Here is a 15,746-nt window from a genome sequence, read left to right as displayed (position 1 = left end):
CCACCACTTTCGGGCTATGGGACGGGGTTGCCCGGTGACTCGAACGGGTTGGTGCCGTTGAAGAGGAACCAGATGACGACCGGCGCAGCGATGCCGACGACCAACCAGGCGACCGAACCGATGAACGGTCTCGTCGCCCACCCGCGTCCGAAGTCGAGTGAGATGCGGCCCGGCCCGGTCAGGATGATGACCGCCGCGGCGAGCCCGAGGAACAACTCGTACTCGATACCGCCGCCGGTGAAGTCGGGGTCGGCGGCGAAGAACCAGACGCCCCCGGCGAGAGTGGCCTTGTAGGCCGCGGCGACGGTCATCACGCCCAGCACCGCCGAACCCGCGATCGGGGTCAGCAGCCCGAGTACCAACATGAGTCCGCCGATGGTCTCCGAGAGAGCACCGATGATCGCCAGAGGCTTCGCGGCGTCCGAGCTGAATCCGATGTTGGTGTTCGCGGCGTTCAGGAGGTAGTCCTCGAAACCGCTGAGTCGCGGGCTATTCCACCAACCGAACAGCTTTTGACTTCCGTGTGCCATCGCTATGAGGCCGACTCCGACGCGAAGCAGCAACAACCCGAGATCGAGGGTGCCGCGGCGGGCAGGAATCTCGGTGACGAGTGGTTCGATGGGTTCCGGCTCGGCAGGGCCCCGCAGCGCGAAGTCATCGTCGTCGTCGTAGCGCGGCGCAGGTCCGTGCTCGCGGTGGAAGTCGTCGCGGTCGACGACCCCCGCCGGGATCCGGGTGGTGTGGGCAGATGGGGCACCGACGACATCGGTGTCCTGATCGGCGACGTCGTCGCGGACGACCGGGCCGCCTGCAGGGGGATTGGGCCCTCGAGACGTAGACGCGGGAGAAGCGCTCCCAGGAGAAGTGCCCACCGCTTGCTTGCGCAGGGTGGGGATCTGCTCGGTCTCCTCGAGATCCTCATCGAATCGGGCCGCTTCGTCCTGGCCTGCCTTGTTCGACCGGTACGGGGCGTACCCGTAGGCGCCGGTCTCACCTTCGGCCGGATAAGGCTCGCTTGCCCGCGTCACGGGCAACTCGATCTGTTCGGTGGGTTCGTCGTATGGGCTCGACCCTTGGCCGTCGGGATCTCGTTCGGTCACCCTAGTGACCTTAGAGGCATGTCGGTCGAACGCATCCTTGCCCTGGCCACGGCGCGCCCGATCAGACGTCTCGCCCCGCCAGATCAGTAGTGTGGACGCCATGACAACGCCCCACCGGTCTGCGATCGCGCGGATCGTGATCATGCTGGTGGCGGCCGCCGTCGTGATGACCGGATGTTCGGGCGGATTCGCCGAGCAGGACCGGAACCGAGAGGCCGGCGAGTTCTCCACGAACATCAATCCCCCGATGCAGCAGCCGGAACAGACACCGCCGAGCACACCTCGCGCGGATCCCGGTGCCCCGACCGGCCCCTGCCCCGATCCGGACCCGACCGTGATCGCCACCTGCTTGGACGCGACCAGCGGTCTGATCGCTGCCAGCGCGGACGCCACGTCGACCGTGGTGGCCCAGCGCACGAGCGGCAAGATCGTCCGCACCAAACGGGGTGGACCGACGGTGGACATCGCGTCGTTTGATGTCGACGCCTCGGGCGACGGCGGTCTGCTCGACTTCACACCTTCCCCCGACTACGCGCAGGACCAGTTGATGTACGCGTACATCACCACCCCCACCGACAACCGGGTGGTGCGGCTGGCCCCGGGCGACGTGCCGAAGCCGATTCTCACCGGTATCCCCAAGGGCGACATCGGCAACATGGGCACAATCCACTTCAAGAGTCCGGGCGAACTGCTGGTGGCAACCGGGGACGCAGGCGATCCCGCTGCCGCCGCAGATCCGGGCTCACTGGCCGGGAAACTGTTGTCGGTGACCGATCTGTCGTCGGGGGGCAATACTCCCCCGCGGGTGCTCACCAGCGGCCTCGGCCAGAATCCCGCGCTGTGTCCGGACGTGGTCACCGGCGCCCTGTACCTGAGCGACCGGGCACCTGCGGAGGATCGCCTGCAGTTGATCAGCCCGACCGGCGTCGGACGCACGCTGTGGACCTGGCCCGACAAGCCCGAGACCGCGGGCTGCGCGGCCGTCAACGGCGTGATCATGGTGTCGCAGACGAGGACTCAGCGATTGCAGGCCATCACCGCGCCGACGGAGGAGAAGCCCACCACGGCCGAGCCCATCACGGTGCTGGAGCGGCGCTACGGTGCGCTCGGACGCCTGACCGCCGTTCCCGCCGGTCTGTTCCAGGTCGGCACCGTGAACAAACAGACCGGTACCGCGGGCCCCACCGATGATCGGGTGATCATCATCCCGATGCCGCAGGGTCCCGCCGACACCAACGTCTGAGCTACTGGCAGGCCGCCAACACAAGCTCTTTGACGCGGCCCGGGTCGGCCTGGCCGCGGGTGGCCTTCATGACGTCGCCGACGATCTTGCCTGCGGCCGCGACCTTGCCGCTGCGGATCTTCTCGGCAATGTCGGGGTTGTTGGCCAGGGCCTCGTCAACAGCCTTCTGCAGGGCCGAATCGTCGCGGACCACTTCCAGGCCCTTGTCCGCGATGATCTGCTCGGGTTCGCCCTCACCGTCGAGGACCCCGGTTACCACCTGCTGGGCAAGCTTGTTGGTCAACTTGCCCTCCTCGACGAGAGCCACGACCTTGGCGACCTGAACCGGGGTGATCGGTAGATCAGCCAGCTCGGTGTCGCGGGAATTGGCCTGCTGCGCAAGGAAGGACACCCACCATCCGCGGGCCGCCTCGACCGGCGCTCCGGCGTCGACGGTGGCGATGATCAGGTCAACCGCACCGACGTTCACGAGGTCGCGCATCACCTCGTCGGAGACGCCCCATTCCTGCTGGATCCGCGCCCGGCGCAGCCACGGCAGCTCGGGCAGGGTGGCACGGATCTCTTCGATCCAGTCCGCGGCGGGCTGCACCGGCGGCAGGTCTGGCTCGGGGAAATACCGGTAGTCGTCCGCGGTTTCCTTCCGCCTGCCCGCGGAGGTCGATCCGTCGGTCTCCTGAAAGTGCCGGGTCTCTTGGACGATGGCGGTTCCCGCGAGCAGAAGCGCTGCCTGCCTGCGCATCTCGTACCGCACCGCGACCTCGACGCTCTTGAGGGAGTTCACGTTCTTCGTCTCGGTACGGGTACCGAACTCGGTGGCGTCCTTGCGCATCAACGACAGGTTCGCGTCACAGCGCATCGAACCCTGATCCATCCGCACATCCGACACGTCGAGAGACTTGAGCAGGTCACGCAGAGCCGTCACATATGCCCGGGCGACTTCGGGAGCTCGGGCGCCCGCACCTTCGATGGGCTTGGAGACGATCTCGATGAGTGGCACGCCCGCGCGGTTGTAGTCGAGCAGCGAGTGACTGGCCCCGGAGATCCGCCCGGTGGTGCCGATGTGCAGGGACTTGCCGGTGTCCTCTTCCATGTGCGCGCGCTCGATGTCGACACGCCACGTGGTGCCGTCATCCAAGACGACGTCGAGGTGACCGTCGTGCGCGATCGGGTCGTCGTACTGCGAGATCTGGTAGTTCTTCGGCTGATCCGGGTAGAAGTAGTTCTTGCGCGCGAACGTGCTCGACGGCCGGATGGAGCAGTTCAGTGCGAGGCCGATCCGGATCGCTGACTCGATGGCCTTCTCGTTCACGACGGGCAGCGATCCGGGCAGACCGATGCAGACCGGGCACACCTGGGTGTTGGGCTCGGCGCCGAACGCGGTGGGGCAACCACAGAACATCTTGGTATTGGTGCCCAGCTCGACATGGACCTCCATACCCATCACCGGGTCGAACTCCGCGATCACGTCGTCATAGTCGAGCAAGTCAGTCATACCACGAGTTTAACCGCCTCCCGCGGTCCGGAATTGGTGGGTTCGGGCGAACAAACGCCCAGGTCGGCATCGCCGAAACCCACCAAGACCGGGAGGTGGGTCAGCCGAAGAAGGCCGCCGCGTCCTCGTACCGGTTCTGCGGGACGAGCTTGAGTTCCTTGGTTGCCTCGCCGATCGGGACCAGTCCGATGTTCGGGCCCTGCAGGCTGACCATCATCCCGGTGTCGCCGTTGTGCGCGGCGTCGGCGGCGTTGACACCGAACCTCGTGGCCAGCACCCGGTCGTAGGGGGTCGGCTTACCGCCGCGCTGGACATGTCCGAGCACTGTGGTGCGGACTTCTTTGTTGATCCGGCGCTCGATCTCGATGGCAAGTTGCTGCGCGACGCCTGTGAACCGCTCATGACCGAACTCGTCGATACCGCCTTGGGCCATCGAGAAGGTGCCCTCCTTGGGTTTGGCCCCCTCGGCGACGACGCAGATGAAATGCGAATCACCGCGCTGGAAACGTCGTTTGACCAACCGGCAGACCTCTTCGACGTCAAAGGGCTGTTCGGGGATCAGGATCATGTGTGCGCCCGAGGCGATCCCGGAATGCAGTGCGATCCAGCCGGCATGCCGTCCCATCACCTCGACCAGCATCACGCGCTGATGCGATTCCGCGGTGCTGTGCAGACGGTCGATCGCATCCGTGGCGACGGTCAGTGCGGTGTCGAAGCCGAACGTGACGTCGGTGCAGTTGATGTCGTTGTCGATGGTCTTGGGCACACCGACCACAGGTACTCCCTCATCCGAGAGCCAGGTGGCCGCGGTCAGCGTCCCCTCACCGCCGATGGGGATCAGGACGTCGATGCCGTTGTCGTCGAGCGTCTGGCGGATCTGATCGAGGCCGGCCCGGAGCTTGTCGGGGTGGGTCCTAGCGGTGCCGAGCATGGTGCCGCCCTTGGCGAGCAGCCGGTCGTTGCGATCGTCGGCCGCGAGGTGGATGCGCCGGTCCTCGAGCAATCCGCGCCAGCCGTCGAGAAATCCGACCACCGCCGAGCCGTACCGCACCTCGCTGGTCCGGACCACCGCGCGGATGACCGCGTTCAGGCCCGGGCAGTCGCCGCCGCCAGTAAGCACTCCAATGCGCATGTGGTGTCCCGCTCCTCGTCTGGCGATCATCGTTCGGGTCGGGCGGGCATCTGCCCGCCATGGTCAATTGTGCAACTCATCGCCGGGTCTGGCTGAGCTACCGGCGTCGGAGGTGGTCAGCGAACTCCGTTTTCGTAGGCATAGACCACCGCTTGCGCGCGGTCGCGCAGATGCAGCTTCGACAGCACGTTGCTGACATGGGTCTTGACCGTCTGTTCGGCCACGAACAGATGCCCGGCGATCTCGGCGTTCGACTTGCCCTCGGCGTCCTGTTCGAGCACTTCACGCTCGCGCGGAGTCAGGCCGGCGAGCTCGCCGGGTTCCGCTCTACGGGGCCTGTGCCTGCTGGTCACCTCGGCGATGAGCCGGCGGGTGACCGACGGCGCGAGCAGCGCCTCCCCCGCCGCCACGACCCGTACCGCCCGGACGAGCTCCTCCGCGGGCGCATCTTTCAACATGAAGCCGGAGGCACCGATCCGGAGCGCCTGGTAGACGTAGTCGTCGATGTCGAATGTGGTCAGCATCAGAATCTTGCTCTGGACTTTGCCGGGGCCGGTCAACAGCTGTTCGGCTGCGGCCAGGCCGTCCAATTTGGGCATCCGCACATCCATCAACACGACGTCGGGATGCAATTGACGGATTGCGGTGACCGCCGCCTGACCGTCCGCTGCGTCACCGACCACCGAGATATCGGACTGCGCGCCCAGCAGAGCACCGAAGCCCTGCCGCACCATCGCTTGATCGTCTGCGATGAAGACCGTGATCGACACGCCCCCACCCTACTTTCAGGCCGACTCGGCGACGGGACCCCATTGCCCGAGTCCGGGTGTGCCGACGGCCCGCAACGGCAGCCGGGCTCGGACCACAAAGCCCCCGTCGGGCTGCGGAGCCGCCGAGAGCACCCCGCCGACGGCCTTCGCGCGTTCGAGCATTCCCGGGATTCCCTGACCGCCAGCCGATTCCAGGTTGATGGGACTGGCGGTCGGCACGGTGTTCGACACCACCACGTCGAGATCGTCGCCCGATACCGACAGGACGACGTCGACCCGGGCACCGGCGGCGTAGCGGGTGACGTTCGCCAGCGACTCCTGGACAATGCGGTACGCCACCAGCGCGCAGGCATCCCCCACGTGCGCGCCGGTGTCCAACGGTCGATAACTGACGTCGACGCCGGCCCCTCTGGTCGCGGCGACGATGCCGTCGATGTCGGCGATCCCGGGGTTCGGATTTCGCGCATACGCTTCCGCACGAGGCGAATCATCTTCGAGCCGAAGCACTCCCAGCATCACGCGGACCTCGTCGAGTGCCTCTCGCGCAACATCGGCGATGGCGTCGAACTCGGCAGCGGCGGCCTCCCCCACGCCGTCGATCCGGTATTTCGCGGTCTGCGACTGCACCACCACCACCGACATCCGATGCGCCACAACGTCATGAAGATCTCGGGCGATTCGCGTACGCTCTTCGAGTACGGCGTTCTTCGACTTCTCGGTGTCTTTCAACATGGTTTGCTGGGCCAATTGGGCACGGGACCGCAGGATGATCCTGATCAAGACGCAGATCACCGCCGCGATGGTCAGCCCCACCACCCAGCCGTCCTCGGCTTCCGGCGGCGCCGCCATGTAGACCACGACACACGAGACCGCCCAGAACACCGGCAACAATCGCAGTGGTGCCCGCAGGTACGCCAACACCGTCAGCACCAACAGTTCGATCAGGTGCACCACCTGGATGGTGTAGTTCCAATCGTTGATGCGATCGACGGTCAGCCCGATGACCTGCGCCGAGATCACCGAGATGGCCCACCCCAGGGTCGGGTTCGACCATCCGAACATGATCGGCAAGGCAGCGAACGCCGAGATGATCGGCAACATGGCCGGCTGCACCTCATGCGTGACGGCCAGGGTCGGCCAGGCAATCGAGTACATGATCAGTGCGACGACGGTGAAGAAGAGGTTGATCTTCTGACCCAGGAAGTGCGCGACCGCGGGCTCGGTGGCGATCGGCAACTTTTTCGCCTCGTCGACCACGTAGTCGGTGGCGGCATTCCACAGTCTCATTGCGTTCACGGTAGCCACCGAACCCTCATCGGTCCTCATACCTGAGAGGGAGATGACGGTCTGACTTCCGGCGCGCACCCGCGGCCGACCTCACGCCGGCAGGGTGGCCCGCGGTCCCACATCCGACCGATGTGGGACCGTGCCATCCATTCCTAGATTGACTTCATGCACGCAGCACGAAGTCGAATGTTGTTGTCCAGCTTGGCGATCTCTTTTGTCGTCGGACTCGGGGTGTGGCCGGCGTCCGCGGTGGCGTCTGCCGCCGGTCCGTATAGCGACGCCGCCGACCTCCGCACCCCGGCCGGCGCCGCGGTGTCCGCTCTCGTCGGCCCGGATCCTGCGATCGCCCTGTCCGTTCTACCCGCGGATTTCGAGGCGGAGATGGGCTACCGCCCGGTCCTGGTCGACGGCGCGCCTACCGATCCCGCAGGCGATTGCTCGTCGCCGGTCCCGTTGCCCGGCCGGTTCGAGGCGCCGTGCAAGGTCCACGACTTCGGGTACGACCTACTGCGGCTTGCCGCGAGGAACGGCACGCCGCTGGGCGGATGGGCCCGCGTCGCCTTGGACCGCATGCTGGGCGACAGAATGCATCGGACCTGCAGTAACCCGGCCTGCGACTGGGCAGCCGACCTGGCGCATGCCGGCGTTGCCTTCAATACCTGGCGCCAGCGGGGCAGCGCCCCGGTGGCGAAGGAGTCGACGCCGGCGATCATCGCATCGTCCTTCGCCCGCGGCGGCGAAGAGATCATGTCGCTGGCAGGCCTGCGATGAGCGCGCCGCGGTGGCCTCATTCCCTCGTCAGTACCGGCGCGCTGATGGGCGCCGCTGTTGCGTTGGCGCCTGGCTCACTACCGCGCACCGGTCTGATCGCCGGACTGCTGCTCGCGGCATTCGGTGGCCTGGGCGCCCTGCTCGGCGCGATCGCGGGTCACTGGCGGCCGTGCGGCAACCGGTCGCGACGGATCGCGGCCGCCGTCGCAGGCACCCTCGGTCTCGCATTCTTCACAGCAATGGTGTTGTGGCAGAACGATCTCCGTGGTGCGCTGGGCACCCGACCGGTCGACGCGGTGTGGATTGTGACCGCGCTCGCCCCGTCGGTGGTCGTCGCGGCAGCGTGCGCGCTCGGTCGCCGGAGCCGCGCCGTTGTTGCGGTGGTCGCCGCAGCCCTCGCGCTCACGGCGATGCCGTCACCCGCAGGCGCGAACCCCGCCGAGGCGGTGGCGACCACTTTTGTCAGCGCCGACGCGCAGCCCTCCTCCTTACGGATCTACGGCTCACTCGAGGGCTCCGACAAGGACTTCGACAACCGTGCCGCGGCGACCGTGCACCGCTGGCAGATCGCGGGAGGTATGGAGCGCGGCGCGGTGGTGGTCGCGGTGCCGACCGGATCGGGTTGGGTCGACGGCGACGCGTTGAGGGGATTCGAGTCGCGGTTCGGGGGTGACGTCAGTGTGATCGCGCTGCAGTACAGCGACATCCCGTCCTGGCAGGCTTTTCTGGGCAGTCCGGAACCGGCCCGTGCGAGCGCCGTCGCGCTGGTGTCCGCGCTCGTGCGCACCGTCGGTGCGGCTCCGGAATCCTCGCGGCCCAGCATCTATGTCTACGGCCAGAGCCTCGGGGCGGTGGGTGCCGACGCCGCCCGGTCATGGGCGGAGCGCCGCGCCCCGGACTCCATCTGCCACACGGTATTGGTCGGCGCGCCTGCCGATTCGGCCGCACTCGCAGCGGCAAGGACCACCGTGGTCGCCAACGGCTCAGATCCCGTCGTGCGATGGTCGCCGCGACTGCTGTGGCAGCCACCGGTATTACCGCCGGCAACCAGTTCAGACCTGCCCACGCCGCCGTGGTTTCCGGTCGCCGGTTTTGTCCAGGCGAGTGTCGACCTGATCGGTGCGCTGTCGTACCCCGCCGGCCACGGACATCAGTACGGCACGGAGCAGGGACTCACCGTTCCCAGCTGCCCCCGATAGACCGAAAATGGGGCCTTTTGGCGACCAAACGCCCAGGTGGGCACCGCCAAAAGGGCCCAATTTCGGGGGTTTGGGGTCAGACGATCGGGCCTCGGGCAGCTTCGTAGGCGGCGCCGACGCGGTAGAGCCGCTCATCGGCCAGAGACGGGGCCATGATCTGCAACCCGACGGGCAGACCGTCGTCGGCCGACAGGCCCGACGGCACCGACATCGCGCAGTTTCCTGCGAGGTTGACCGGCAAGGTGCACAGGTCGAAGAGATACATCGCCAGCGGATCGTCGACCTTCTCGCCGATCGCGAATGCGGTCGTCGGGGTGGTCGGTGAGATCAGGACGTCGACAGACTCGTAGGCCTTGGCGAAGTCACGGGCGATCAGCGTCCGTACCTTCTGGGCCTGGCCGTAGTACGCGTCGTAGTAACCCGACGACAGCGCGTAGGTTCCGATCATGATGCGCCGCTTGACCTCTGCACCAAAGCCCGCTTCACGCGTCAACGCCATCACCTGTTCGGCACTGTGGCTGCCGTCGTCGCCGACCCGCAGTCCGTACCGCATGGCGTCGAACCGCGCGAGGTTGCTCGACACCTCCGACGGCAGGATGAGGTAGTACGCGCCGAGCGCATAACTGAAGTGGGGGCACGAGACCTCGACGATCTCCGCGCCACGCTCTTTGAGGGTCTCTACGGCAGCGTTGAACGAGCTCAGCACGCCGGCCTGGTAGCCCTCGCCTTGGAGTTCGGTCACGATCCCGATCTTCACACCGGAAAGATCCTCGGTCGCACCGGCTTTCGCGGCCGCGACCATGTCGGCGACGGGCTTGTCGATCGACGTCGAATCACGTGGATCATGTCCGGCGATCACCTGGTGCAGCAACGCGGTGTCGAGCACGGTACGTGCACACGGCCCGCCCTGATCCAGGGACGACGCACAGGCGACGAGGCCGTAGCGCGAGACCGTGCCGTACGTCGGTTTGACGCCGACGGTGCCGGTGACCGACGCGGGCTGACGCACCGAACCACCGGTGTCGGTACCGATCGCGAGCGGCGCCTGGAACGATGCGAGCGCCGCAGCGCTGCCGCCACCCGAGCCGCCGGGGATCTTGGTGGTGTCCCACGGGTTCCGGGTGACGCCGTACGCCGAGTTCTCCGTGGAGGACCCCATCGCGAACTCGTCCATGTTGGTCTTGCCGAGGATCGGGATCCCCGCGGCACGCAACCGTGCGGTGACCGTCGCGTCGTACGGGGGCACCCAACCCTCGAGCATCTTCGAACCGCAGGTGGTCGGCGCGTCAGTGGTCGTGAACACGTCCTTCAGCGCGAGCGGCACACCCGCAAGTGGCGAGGCAGGCTTCTGTCCGGCCGCGACAGCCTTGTCGACCTCAGCGGCAGCGGTGAGCGCTTCGCCGGAGTTCACGTGCAGGAAGGCGTGCAGCTCGCCGTCTACCTCGCCGATGCGATCCAGGTGGGCCTGGGTGACCTCGACGGCGGACAGGTCGCCGGAATGGATCTTCTCGGCGAGTTCGGCAGCCGACTGTCCCGTGATGGCACCGGACTCGCGGGTGGTGGGGGCGCTCATTCGTCTTCTCCGAGGATCTGCGGTACGGCGAAACGGCCCTGCTCGACGTTGGGCGCGCCGGACAGCGCTTCTTCGGTGGTCAGGCCTGGAACAACGACATCGGGCCGCAGCACGTTGGCCAGATCAGCCGGGTGTGCGGTCCCGGGGATGTCGGCGGCGGCGACCTCGGAGATGTTGGCGACGTGCGACAGGATCGAATCGAGCTGTCCTGCGTAGTGGTCGAGTTCGTCGTCGGTCAGCGCCAGCCGCGACAGCCGGGCCAGATGCGCAACCTCATCGCGCGAGATGGCAGACACGCAGATGCACCCTTTCTAAAATCGGTGGTGTGGCTCGTGGCCATGGGCCGGAACCCCGGACCAGCCTAGTCGCCGAGCGCACTCCCCCGGCAGGCCGTCCGGTCACAGCCAGCGTTTGAGCCTTGCGGTGATCCACGGCAAGACCAGGTAGACCATCAGCGGCGTGTTGATCAACGTCGCTATCAGAGTCTTGACCACCAACGGCAGGGTGCCCAGATGAGCGATGACCAGGAAGTTGATGGCCAGGCTCAACGGGAAGAAACCCAGCCAGATGGTGATCGCCTGTTTCCAGCGCGGCGGCGGGGGGTTGAGGATCCGGACCGCGTTCGTCAACGTCGACTGGGGCTCGAACCAGCCCTCGATGCCCGACAGACGATGGGTCGCGTAGTCGACGGCGATGCCTTCCCCGCGCGACAACCACGCCTTTCGGACCGGCGACGACACCCAGTCGTCGACCTGCGCGTGGGTCTCGAATCGGTACATCACGTAGTACTCGTCGCGAATCCTGGACGAACGGACCCAGCCGCCACCCAGGAATCCGGGGAACGTCCGGGCCAGCGCGATGCCGGCATCGGTCCAGGCGACGAAGTCGTGTTCGCGCTCTGGTTCGATCCGTCGGGCAACGGATGTGGTCACATCTGAATCGTCCTGCCGATCGGGCAGATTCGACTGTTGCTCGCTCGGATCACCGGAGTCTTGTGGACTGTGTTCGGTAACCATGACGTCATGGTCCCGCCTTCCGGGTGCAAGTGCACAACCGCTGCCGACAACGCGCCTGCTCGGTAGGGTCGACGAATGATCATCGTCACATCCAATGAGATCCCCGGCTACCGAATCAACTACGCGTTCGGCGAATGTTTCGGCCTCACGGTTCGCTCCCGGAACATCGGTTCGAACATCGGCGCCGGATTCAAGGCCATGGCAGGCGGTGAGCTCAAAGGCATCACCCAGCTGCTGCACGACTGCCGGCAGGAAGCGCTGCAGCGCCTGGCAAACGAGGCCCAGCAACGCGGCGCCAACGCCGTCACGGCGTTCCGTTTCGAGACCACAGAGTTCGGTGGGACCGGCATCGAGGTCTGCGCATACGGAACCGCGGTCGCCATCGAACCCCTGCCCGGAACGGTCCCCGGTCCCAGCGAGTTCTGACCGGGCCCGACGACGGTCGCGACCGGGCGCGCGGCGCAGGTGACCGCGCGGTGCGACAATATCCGGCGTGTCATACCTCTTGCGCGTCTACCTCCAAGACCGCCCCGGATCGCTCGGATTGCTCGCTGTCTCGCTCGGCTCGATCGGTGCCGACATCCTGTCGCTCGATGTCGTCGAGCGAGGCGAAGGCTACGCGGTCGATGACATCGTCGTGGAGGTACCGCGCGGCGCCCTGCCCGACACCCTGATCACCGCGGCCGAAAAGGTGGACGGCGTCCGGGTCGATTCGATTCGGCCCTACACCGGGGTCCTCGAGACCCATCGCGAACTCGAACTCGTCAACGACATCGCCGGTGCGGGCCGCGAACGATTGCAGGTGCTCGTCGACGCCGCTCCAGGTGTGCTCCGAGTGGCTTGGGCCACCATCATCACCTCGGGCGGCGCCGGCGCCATTCAGCTGTTCGGCAGCTCCAGTGCTCCTGAAACCCAAGTGACCGATGCGAGTTGGCTGCCGATCACCCACGCTCAGGAACTCGATCCGGAATCGAGCTGGGTGCCCGCGCTGTGGCGGGACATGGACACCCGGTTGGCCGCAGCACCGATCGGTTCGCCCGGGAAGGCGCTGCTCCTGGGTCGGCCCGGTGGGCCGGACTTCCGTCCCTCGGAGATCACCCGCCTGGGTTATCTGTCGAAGATCGTGACGACGGTGTTGGCCCAGCCCTAGGCCTCGACCGGCTTGTCCGGGTCTTCGGTTTCTTCCTCTGAGTCCGCGTCGTCTGGCTCCGCCGCCGGGGGGCCCTCGGCGAGCAGCTTCTTGAATCCGTCCTCGTCGAGGATCGGCACCCCGAGTTGCTCCGCTTTGGCCGCCTTGGAGCCAGGTGACTCACCGAGGACGACAAACGCGGTCTTCTTCGACACCGACCCCGACGCCTTGCCGCCGCGCATCAGGATCGCTTCTTTCGCCCCATCGCGTGAGAAGTCCTGCAGTGACCCGGTCACGACGATGCTCAAACCCTCGAGGTTGCGCGGGATGGATGCATCGCGCTCGTCCTCCATCTGCACCCCCGCAGCACGCCACTTCTCGACGATCTCCCGGTGCCAATCCACCTCGAACCAGTCGACGACGCTCTGCGCCAACGTGTTTCCCATACCCTCGACATCAGCCAACTGTTCGACCGTCGCGGACTCGATCGCCGCGAGGTTGCCGAACTCGGTGGCCAGCGCCCGCGCCGCACTCGGCCCGACATGCCTGATCGACAGGCCCACCAAGACCCGCCACAGAGGTACCTTCTTGGCGGCTGCCAGGTTCGCCAGCAACCGTTTGCCGTTGGCGGAGAGTTCCCCGGCCTTCGTGGTGAAGAGATTGGTCTTGAGCAGATCGTCCTCGGTGAGACTGAAAAGATCACCTTCGTTGTCGAGCACATTGTTGGTCAGCAAGGCGGATGCGGCCTCGTAGCCCAGCGCTTCGATGTCGAACGAACCGCGGCCGGCGATATGGAACAGCCGCTCGCGTAGCTGCGCCGGACAGGATCGACTGTTCGGGCAACGTATGTCGGCGTCACCTTCTTTCTGCGGCGCCAACTCGGTGCCACACTCGGGGCAGCGCGTCGGCATCTCGAACTCGCGCTCTGTGCCATCGCGGAGATCGACGACGGGTCCCAACACCTCCGGGATGACATCGCCCGCTTTGCGGATGGTGACGGTGTCACCGATCAGGACACCTTTGCGTTTGACCTCGGATCCGTTGTGCAGCGTTGCCATCGAGACGGTGGACCCGGCCACCAACACCGGGGTCATCGAGGCGAAGGGGGTCACGCGGCCGGTCCGGCCGACGTTGACCAGGATGTCGAGCAGCTTTGTGGTTGCTTCCTCTGGCGGATATTTGTAGGCGATGGCCCAGCGCGGTGCTCGCGAGGTGGATCCGAGTCGACGTTGCAGACTGAAATCGTCGACCTTGACGACGATGCCGTCGATCTCGTGTTCGACGTCGTGGCGATGTTCGCCCCAGTACTCGATCTTCTCCAAGATTGCTTCGGCGCCAACGAGTGTGGTGGTGTGCTTCGACACCGGCAGGCCCCAGGCCCCGAGTGCCAGATAGATGTCGCGCAAGGTCTTCGGCGTCATGCCTTCGAGTCGGCCCAGCCCGTGGCAGATCATCCCGAGCCGGCGCCGCGCTGTGATCTGTGGATTCTTCTGCCGTAGGGAACCTGCGGCAGAGTTTCGCGGGTTGGCGAACGGCGCCTTGCCGGCCTCCACGAGGGACGCGTTCAACGCCTCGAAGTCCTCCACCCGGAAAAAGACCTCGCCGCGGACCTCGAGCAGGTCCGGGATGGGGTACTCGTCCGATGCCGAGAGTCGGTGGGGGACGTCGTCGATGGTCTTGGCGTTGAGGGTGACATCCTCCCCTGTCCGTCCGTCCCCGCGGGTGGTGCCGCGGACGAGTACACCCTTCTCGTAGACCAGGCTCAGTGCCACCCCGTCGATCTTGAGTTCGCAGAGGTAGTCCAGACCGGTCCCGGCGTCCGCCTCCACCCTGGCCACCCACGCCCGCATCTCGTCGGCGTCGAAGACGTTGTCCAGCGACATCATCCGTTCGAGATGGTCGACCGCCTTGAACTCGGTCGCGAAACCGCCGCCGACGAGCTTGGTCGGCGAATCAGCGACGGCCAGCTCCGGGTACTGCTCTTCGAGCGCCTGGAGATTGCGCAGCAGCGTGTCGAACTCGCCGTCGGTGATGACCGGCGCGTCCTTCACGTAGTAACGAAACTGGTGATCACGCAGCTCTTCCGCCAGCTTCGACCACTTCTCCCTCGCCGCGGACGGCGTCGGTTCGGCGGGCGTCTCTTCGGTGATATCTGCACTGTCGGCCACTCAACCAAGATAGTCGAGTGGACCGACAGATCATCCGAGGTCTTTTACGCTGGTCCCATGCCGCACCCGATCATGTTCTCCGACGACGACCCGGTCTTGATCCGGCTTCGCGAGGTCGCGCTCGCGTTTCCCGACGCGACGGAGGTCGTCGCACACGGTCGGCCCACCTTTCGCGGCGGCAAGATGTTCGGGATGTACGGCGGTGGGGTCAAGGGTGGGCCGCAGTTCGAGACCTCTCTGCTGTTCAAGGTCGAGGAAACCGACCGCGCCGCACTGGAGCAGGATGCCCGCTTCTTCTACCCGGCATACGTGGGTCCGTACGGCTGGCTGGGTCTGGACTTGTCGAAGAAGCCGGATTGGCGGGAGGTCGCAGAACTCCTCGACGCGAGCTACCGCCTGATCGCTCCGAAAAAGCTGATCGCCCGTCTCGATGACGGGGAGCGACCTGCAGAACTGCGCTGATCGGTGGGTGTGGCGGGGCGGGACACGTGACCTCACCTGCATATACTCCTCGCATGCTCATCATCGGTCTCATTCTGTTCGGCATGCTGATCGGCGCCGGCGCCCAACTCATCGTCGGTAGACCCGAAGGTGGGATCAACTGGGGTCTGGCCATCGTCGCCGGCCTCGTCGGATCATTCGTCGGCGGTCTGCTCATCAGTCTCATCGCCGGCGACGGCCTCGATTTCCGACCCAGCGGCATCATCGGTTCGCTGGTGGGCGCGATACTGGTGACCGGAGGGTGGCTCTGGTACAAAAAGCGCTCGGCCGCCTGACCGGCGGCGGGGGCTGCACCTCGACGGGCGGCCGCAGGTCCGTTCGTAGTAGCTCATACAGGTCAGAGTCGACCCGGCGGCGAAATGTTC

At 66.2% G+C, this 15,746-nt stretch carries 16 protein-coding genes; 7 read left to right on the top strand and 9 right to left on the bottom strand.

The window, feature by feature from the left end:
- Nucleotides 1-14 precede the first annotated feature (14 nt).
- Complete coding sequence (locus J3S28_RS28735; protein ID WP_307797087.1) at nt 15-1,100, bottom strand: DoxX family protein; 1,086 nt, start codon at nt 1,098-1,100, stop codon at nt 15-17.
- Nucleotides 1,101-1,200: 100 nt separating this feature from the next.
- Between J3S28_RS28735 and J3S28_RS12770 the strand changes: the two genes are divergently transcribed.
- Nucleotides 1,201-2,343 (top strand): PQQ-dependent sugar dehydrogenase, encoded by a 1,143-nt coding sequence (locus J3S28_RS12770; protein ID WP_237341491.1) that lies wholly within the window; start codon nt 1,201-1,203, stop codon nt 2,341-2,343.
- A 1-nt stretch (nt 2,344) separates the two neighbouring features.
- Here the strand turns inward: J3S28_RS12770 and gatB are convergent, their stop codons facing one another.
- The 4 genes from gatB to J3S28_RS12750 form a co-directional block, all read right to left on the bottom strand.
- Nucleotides 2,345-3,835 (bottom strand): Asp-tRNA(Asn)/Glu-tRNA(Gln) amidotransferase subunit GatB, encoded by a 1,491-nt coding sequence (gene gatB / locus J3S28_RS12765; RefSeq protein ID WP_207841122.1) that lies wholly within the window; start codon nt 3,833-3,835, stop codon nt 2,345-2,347.
- 100 nt (nt 3,836-3,935) lie between these two features.
- On the bottom strand, nt 3,936-4,967 hold the full coding sequence (locus J3S28_RS12760; protein WP_084836651.1) for an ATP-dependent 6-phosphofructokinase: 1,032 nt from the start codon (nt 4,965-4,967) through the stop codon (nt 3,936-3,938).
- 116 nt (nt 4,968-5,083) lie between these two features.
- Nucleotides 5,084-5,737, bottom strand: coding sequence for a response regulator (locus tag J3S28_RS12755; RefSeq protein WP_207841120.1), 654 nt, complete (start codon nt 5,735-5,737; stop codon nt 5,084-5,086).
- 15 nt (nt 5,738-5,752) lie between these two features.
- Nucleotides 5,753-7,024, bottom strand: coding sequence for a sensor histidine kinase (locus J3S28_RS12750; RefSeq protein WP_207841119.1), 1,272 nt, complete (start codon nt 7,022-7,024; stop codon nt 5,753-5,755).
- A gap of 165 nt (nt 7,025-7,189) precedes the next feature.
- Here J3S28_RS12750 and J3S28_RS12745 point away from each other — a divergent pair, with 165 nt between their 5' ends.
- Together J3S28_RS12745 and J3S28_RS12740 are read left to right on the top strand one after the other, a co-directional pair.
- The gene (locus J3S28_RS12745) at nt 7,190-7,795 is read left to right on the top strand and encodes a hypothetical protein (RefSeq protein WP_237341490.1); all 606 of its coding nucleotides are present in this window, start codon (nt 7,190-7,192) and stop codon (nt 7,793-7,795) included.
- Nucleotides 7,792-8,994, top strand: a complete 1,203-nt coding sequence (locus tag J3S28_RS12740; RefSeq protein ID WP_207841117.1) for an alpha/beta-hydrolase family protein — start codon at nt 7,792-7,794, stop codon at nt 8,992-8,994. The genes J3S28_RS12745 and J3S28_RS12740 overlap by 4 nt, the downstream gene beginning before the upstream one ends.
- 76 nt (nt 8,995-9,070) lie before the next feature.
- Here J3S28_RS12740 and gatA read toward each other — a convergent pair whose 3' ends face one another.
- From gatA to J3S28_RS12725, 3 genes are all read right to left on the bottom strand, one after another.
- The gene (gene gatA, locus J3S28_RS12735; protein WP_207841114.1) at nt 9,071-10,567 is read right to left on the bottom strand and encodes an Asp-tRNA(Asn)/Glu-tRNA(Gln) amidotransferase subunit GatA; all 1,497 of its coding nucleotides are present in this window, start codon (nt 10,565-10,567) and stop codon (nt 9,071-9,073) included.
- Entirely contained in the window at nt 10,564-10,863 is a 300-nt protein-coding gene (gene gatC, locus J3S28_RS12730; RefSeq protein ID WP_206186716.1) for an Asp-tRNA(Asn)/Glu-tRNA(Gln) amidotransferase subunit GatC, read from the bottom strand. The genes gatA and gatC overlap by 4 nt, the downstream gene beginning before the upstream one ends.
- A gap of 102 nt (nt 10,864-10,965) precedes the next feature.
- The gene (locus J3S28_RS12725; RefSeq protein WP_207841112.1) at nt 10,966-11,583 is read right to left on the bottom strand and encodes an antibiotic biosynthesis monooxygenase; all 618 of its coding nucleotides are present in this window, start codon (nt 11,581-11,583) and stop codon (nt 10,966-10,968) included.
- Between the two features lie 75 nt (nt 11,584-11,658).
- Between J3S28_RS12725 and J3S28_RS12720 the strand changes: the two genes are divergently transcribed.
- Together J3S28_RS12720 and J3S28_RS12715 are read left to right on the top strand one after the other, a co-directional pair.
- Nucleotides 11,659-12,009 carry a YbjQ family protein gene (locus J3S28_RS12720; protein ID WP_084836644.1) on the top strand — a complete coding sequence of 117 codons (351 nt, stop codon included), beginning with the start codon at nt 11,659-11,661 and terminating at the stop codon, nt 12,007-12,009.
- A 58-nt stretch (nt 12,010-12,067) separates the two neighbouring features.
- Nucleotides 12,068-12,733, top strand: a complete 666-nt coding sequence (locus J3S28_RS12715; RefSeq protein WP_207841397.1) for an ACT domain-containing protein — start codon at nt 12,068-12,070, stop codon at nt 12,731-12,733.
- On the opposite strand, the gene ligA is transcribed toward J3S28_RS12715, so the two are convergent.
- A complete protein-coding gene (gene ligA / locus J3S28_RS12710) occupies nt 12,730-14,880 on the bottom strand; it encodes an NAD-dependent DNA ligase LigA (protein ID WP_207841110.1) in 2,151 nt (716 codons plus the stop codon). The two genes, J3S28_RS12715 and ligA, sit on opposite strands and share 4 nt — an antisense overlap.
- Nucleotides 14,881-14,937: 57 nt before the next feature.
- On the opposite strand from ligA, the gene J3S28_RS12705 reads away from it, so the two are divergent.
- Together J3S28_RS12705 and J3S28_RS12700 are read left to right on the top strand one after the other, a co-directional pair.
- Nucleotides 14,938-15,342 (top strand): MmcQ/YjbR family DNA-binding protein, encoded by a 405-nt coding sequence (locus J3S28_RS12705; protein ID WP_207841108.1) that lies wholly within the window; start codon nt 14,938-14,940, stop codon nt 15,340-15,342.
- Between the two features lie 53 nt (nt 15,343-15,395).
- On the top strand, nt 15,396-15,656 hold the full coding sequence (locus J3S28_RS12700) for a GlsB/YeaQ/YmgE family stress response membrane protein (protein ID WP_207841106.1): 261 nt from the start codon (nt 15,396-15,398) through the stop codon (nt 15,654-15,656).
- Nucleotides 15,657-15,746 lie beyond the last annotated feature (90 nt).

This window comes from Williamsia soli (genome assembly GCF_017377795.1).
Lineage (GTDB): Bacteria > Actinomycetota > Actinomycetes > Mycobacteriales > Mycobacteriaceae > Williamsia > Williamsia soli.
The sequence above is the reverse complement of the archived record's forward strand: the minus strand, read 5'-3'. Positions and strand labels throughout refer to the sequence as shown.

Excerpts from the sequence above, each read along its gene's own strand:
- J3S28_RS12700 (WP_207841106.1), top strand. The coding sequence starts at position 15,396 with ATGCTCATCATCGGTCTCATTCTGTTCGGCATGCTGATCGGCGCCGGC.
- J3S28_RS12705 (WP_207841108.1), top strand. The coding sequence starts at position 14,938 with ATGCCGCACCCGATCATGTTCTCCGACGACGACCCGGTCTTGATCCGG.
- J3S28_RS12750 (WP_207841119.1), bottom strand. The coding sequence starts at position 7,024 with ATGAGACTGTGGAATGCCGCCACCGACTACGTGGTCGACGAGGCGAAA.
- J3S28_RS12720 (WP_084836644.1), top strand. The coding sequence starts at position 11,659 with ATGATCATCGTCACATCCAATGAGATCCCCGGCTACCGAATCAACTAC.
- gatB (WP_207841122.1), bottom strand. The coding sequence starts at position 3,835 with ATGACTGACTTGCTCGACTATGACGACGTGATCGCGGAGTTCGACCCG.
- J3S28_RS12725 (WP_207841112.1), bottom strand. The coding sequence starts at position 11,583 with ATGGTTACCGAACACAGTCCACAAGACTCCGGTGATCCGAGCGAGCAA.
- gatA (WP_207841114.1), bottom strand. The coding sequence starts at position 10,567 with ATGAGCGCCCCCACCACCCGCGAGTCCGGTGCCATCACGGGACAGTCG.
- J3S28_RS12745 (WP_237341490.1), top strand. The coding sequence starts at position 7,190 with ATGCACGCAGCACGAAGTCGAATGTTGTTGTCCAGCTTGGCGATCTCT.
- J3S28_RS12740 (WP_207841117.1), top strand. The coding sequence starts at position 7,792 with ATGAGCGCGCCGCGGTGGCCTCATTCCCTCGTCAGTACCGGCGCGCTG.
- J3S28_RS12760 (WP_084836651.1), bottom strand. The coding sequence starts at position 4,967 with ATGCGCATTGGAGTGCTTACTGGCGGCGGCGACTGCCCGGGCCTGAAC.
- J3S28_RS12770 (WP_237341491.1), top strand. The coding sequence starts at position 1,201 with ATGACAACGCCCCACCGGTCTGCGATCGCGCGGATCGTGATCATGCTG.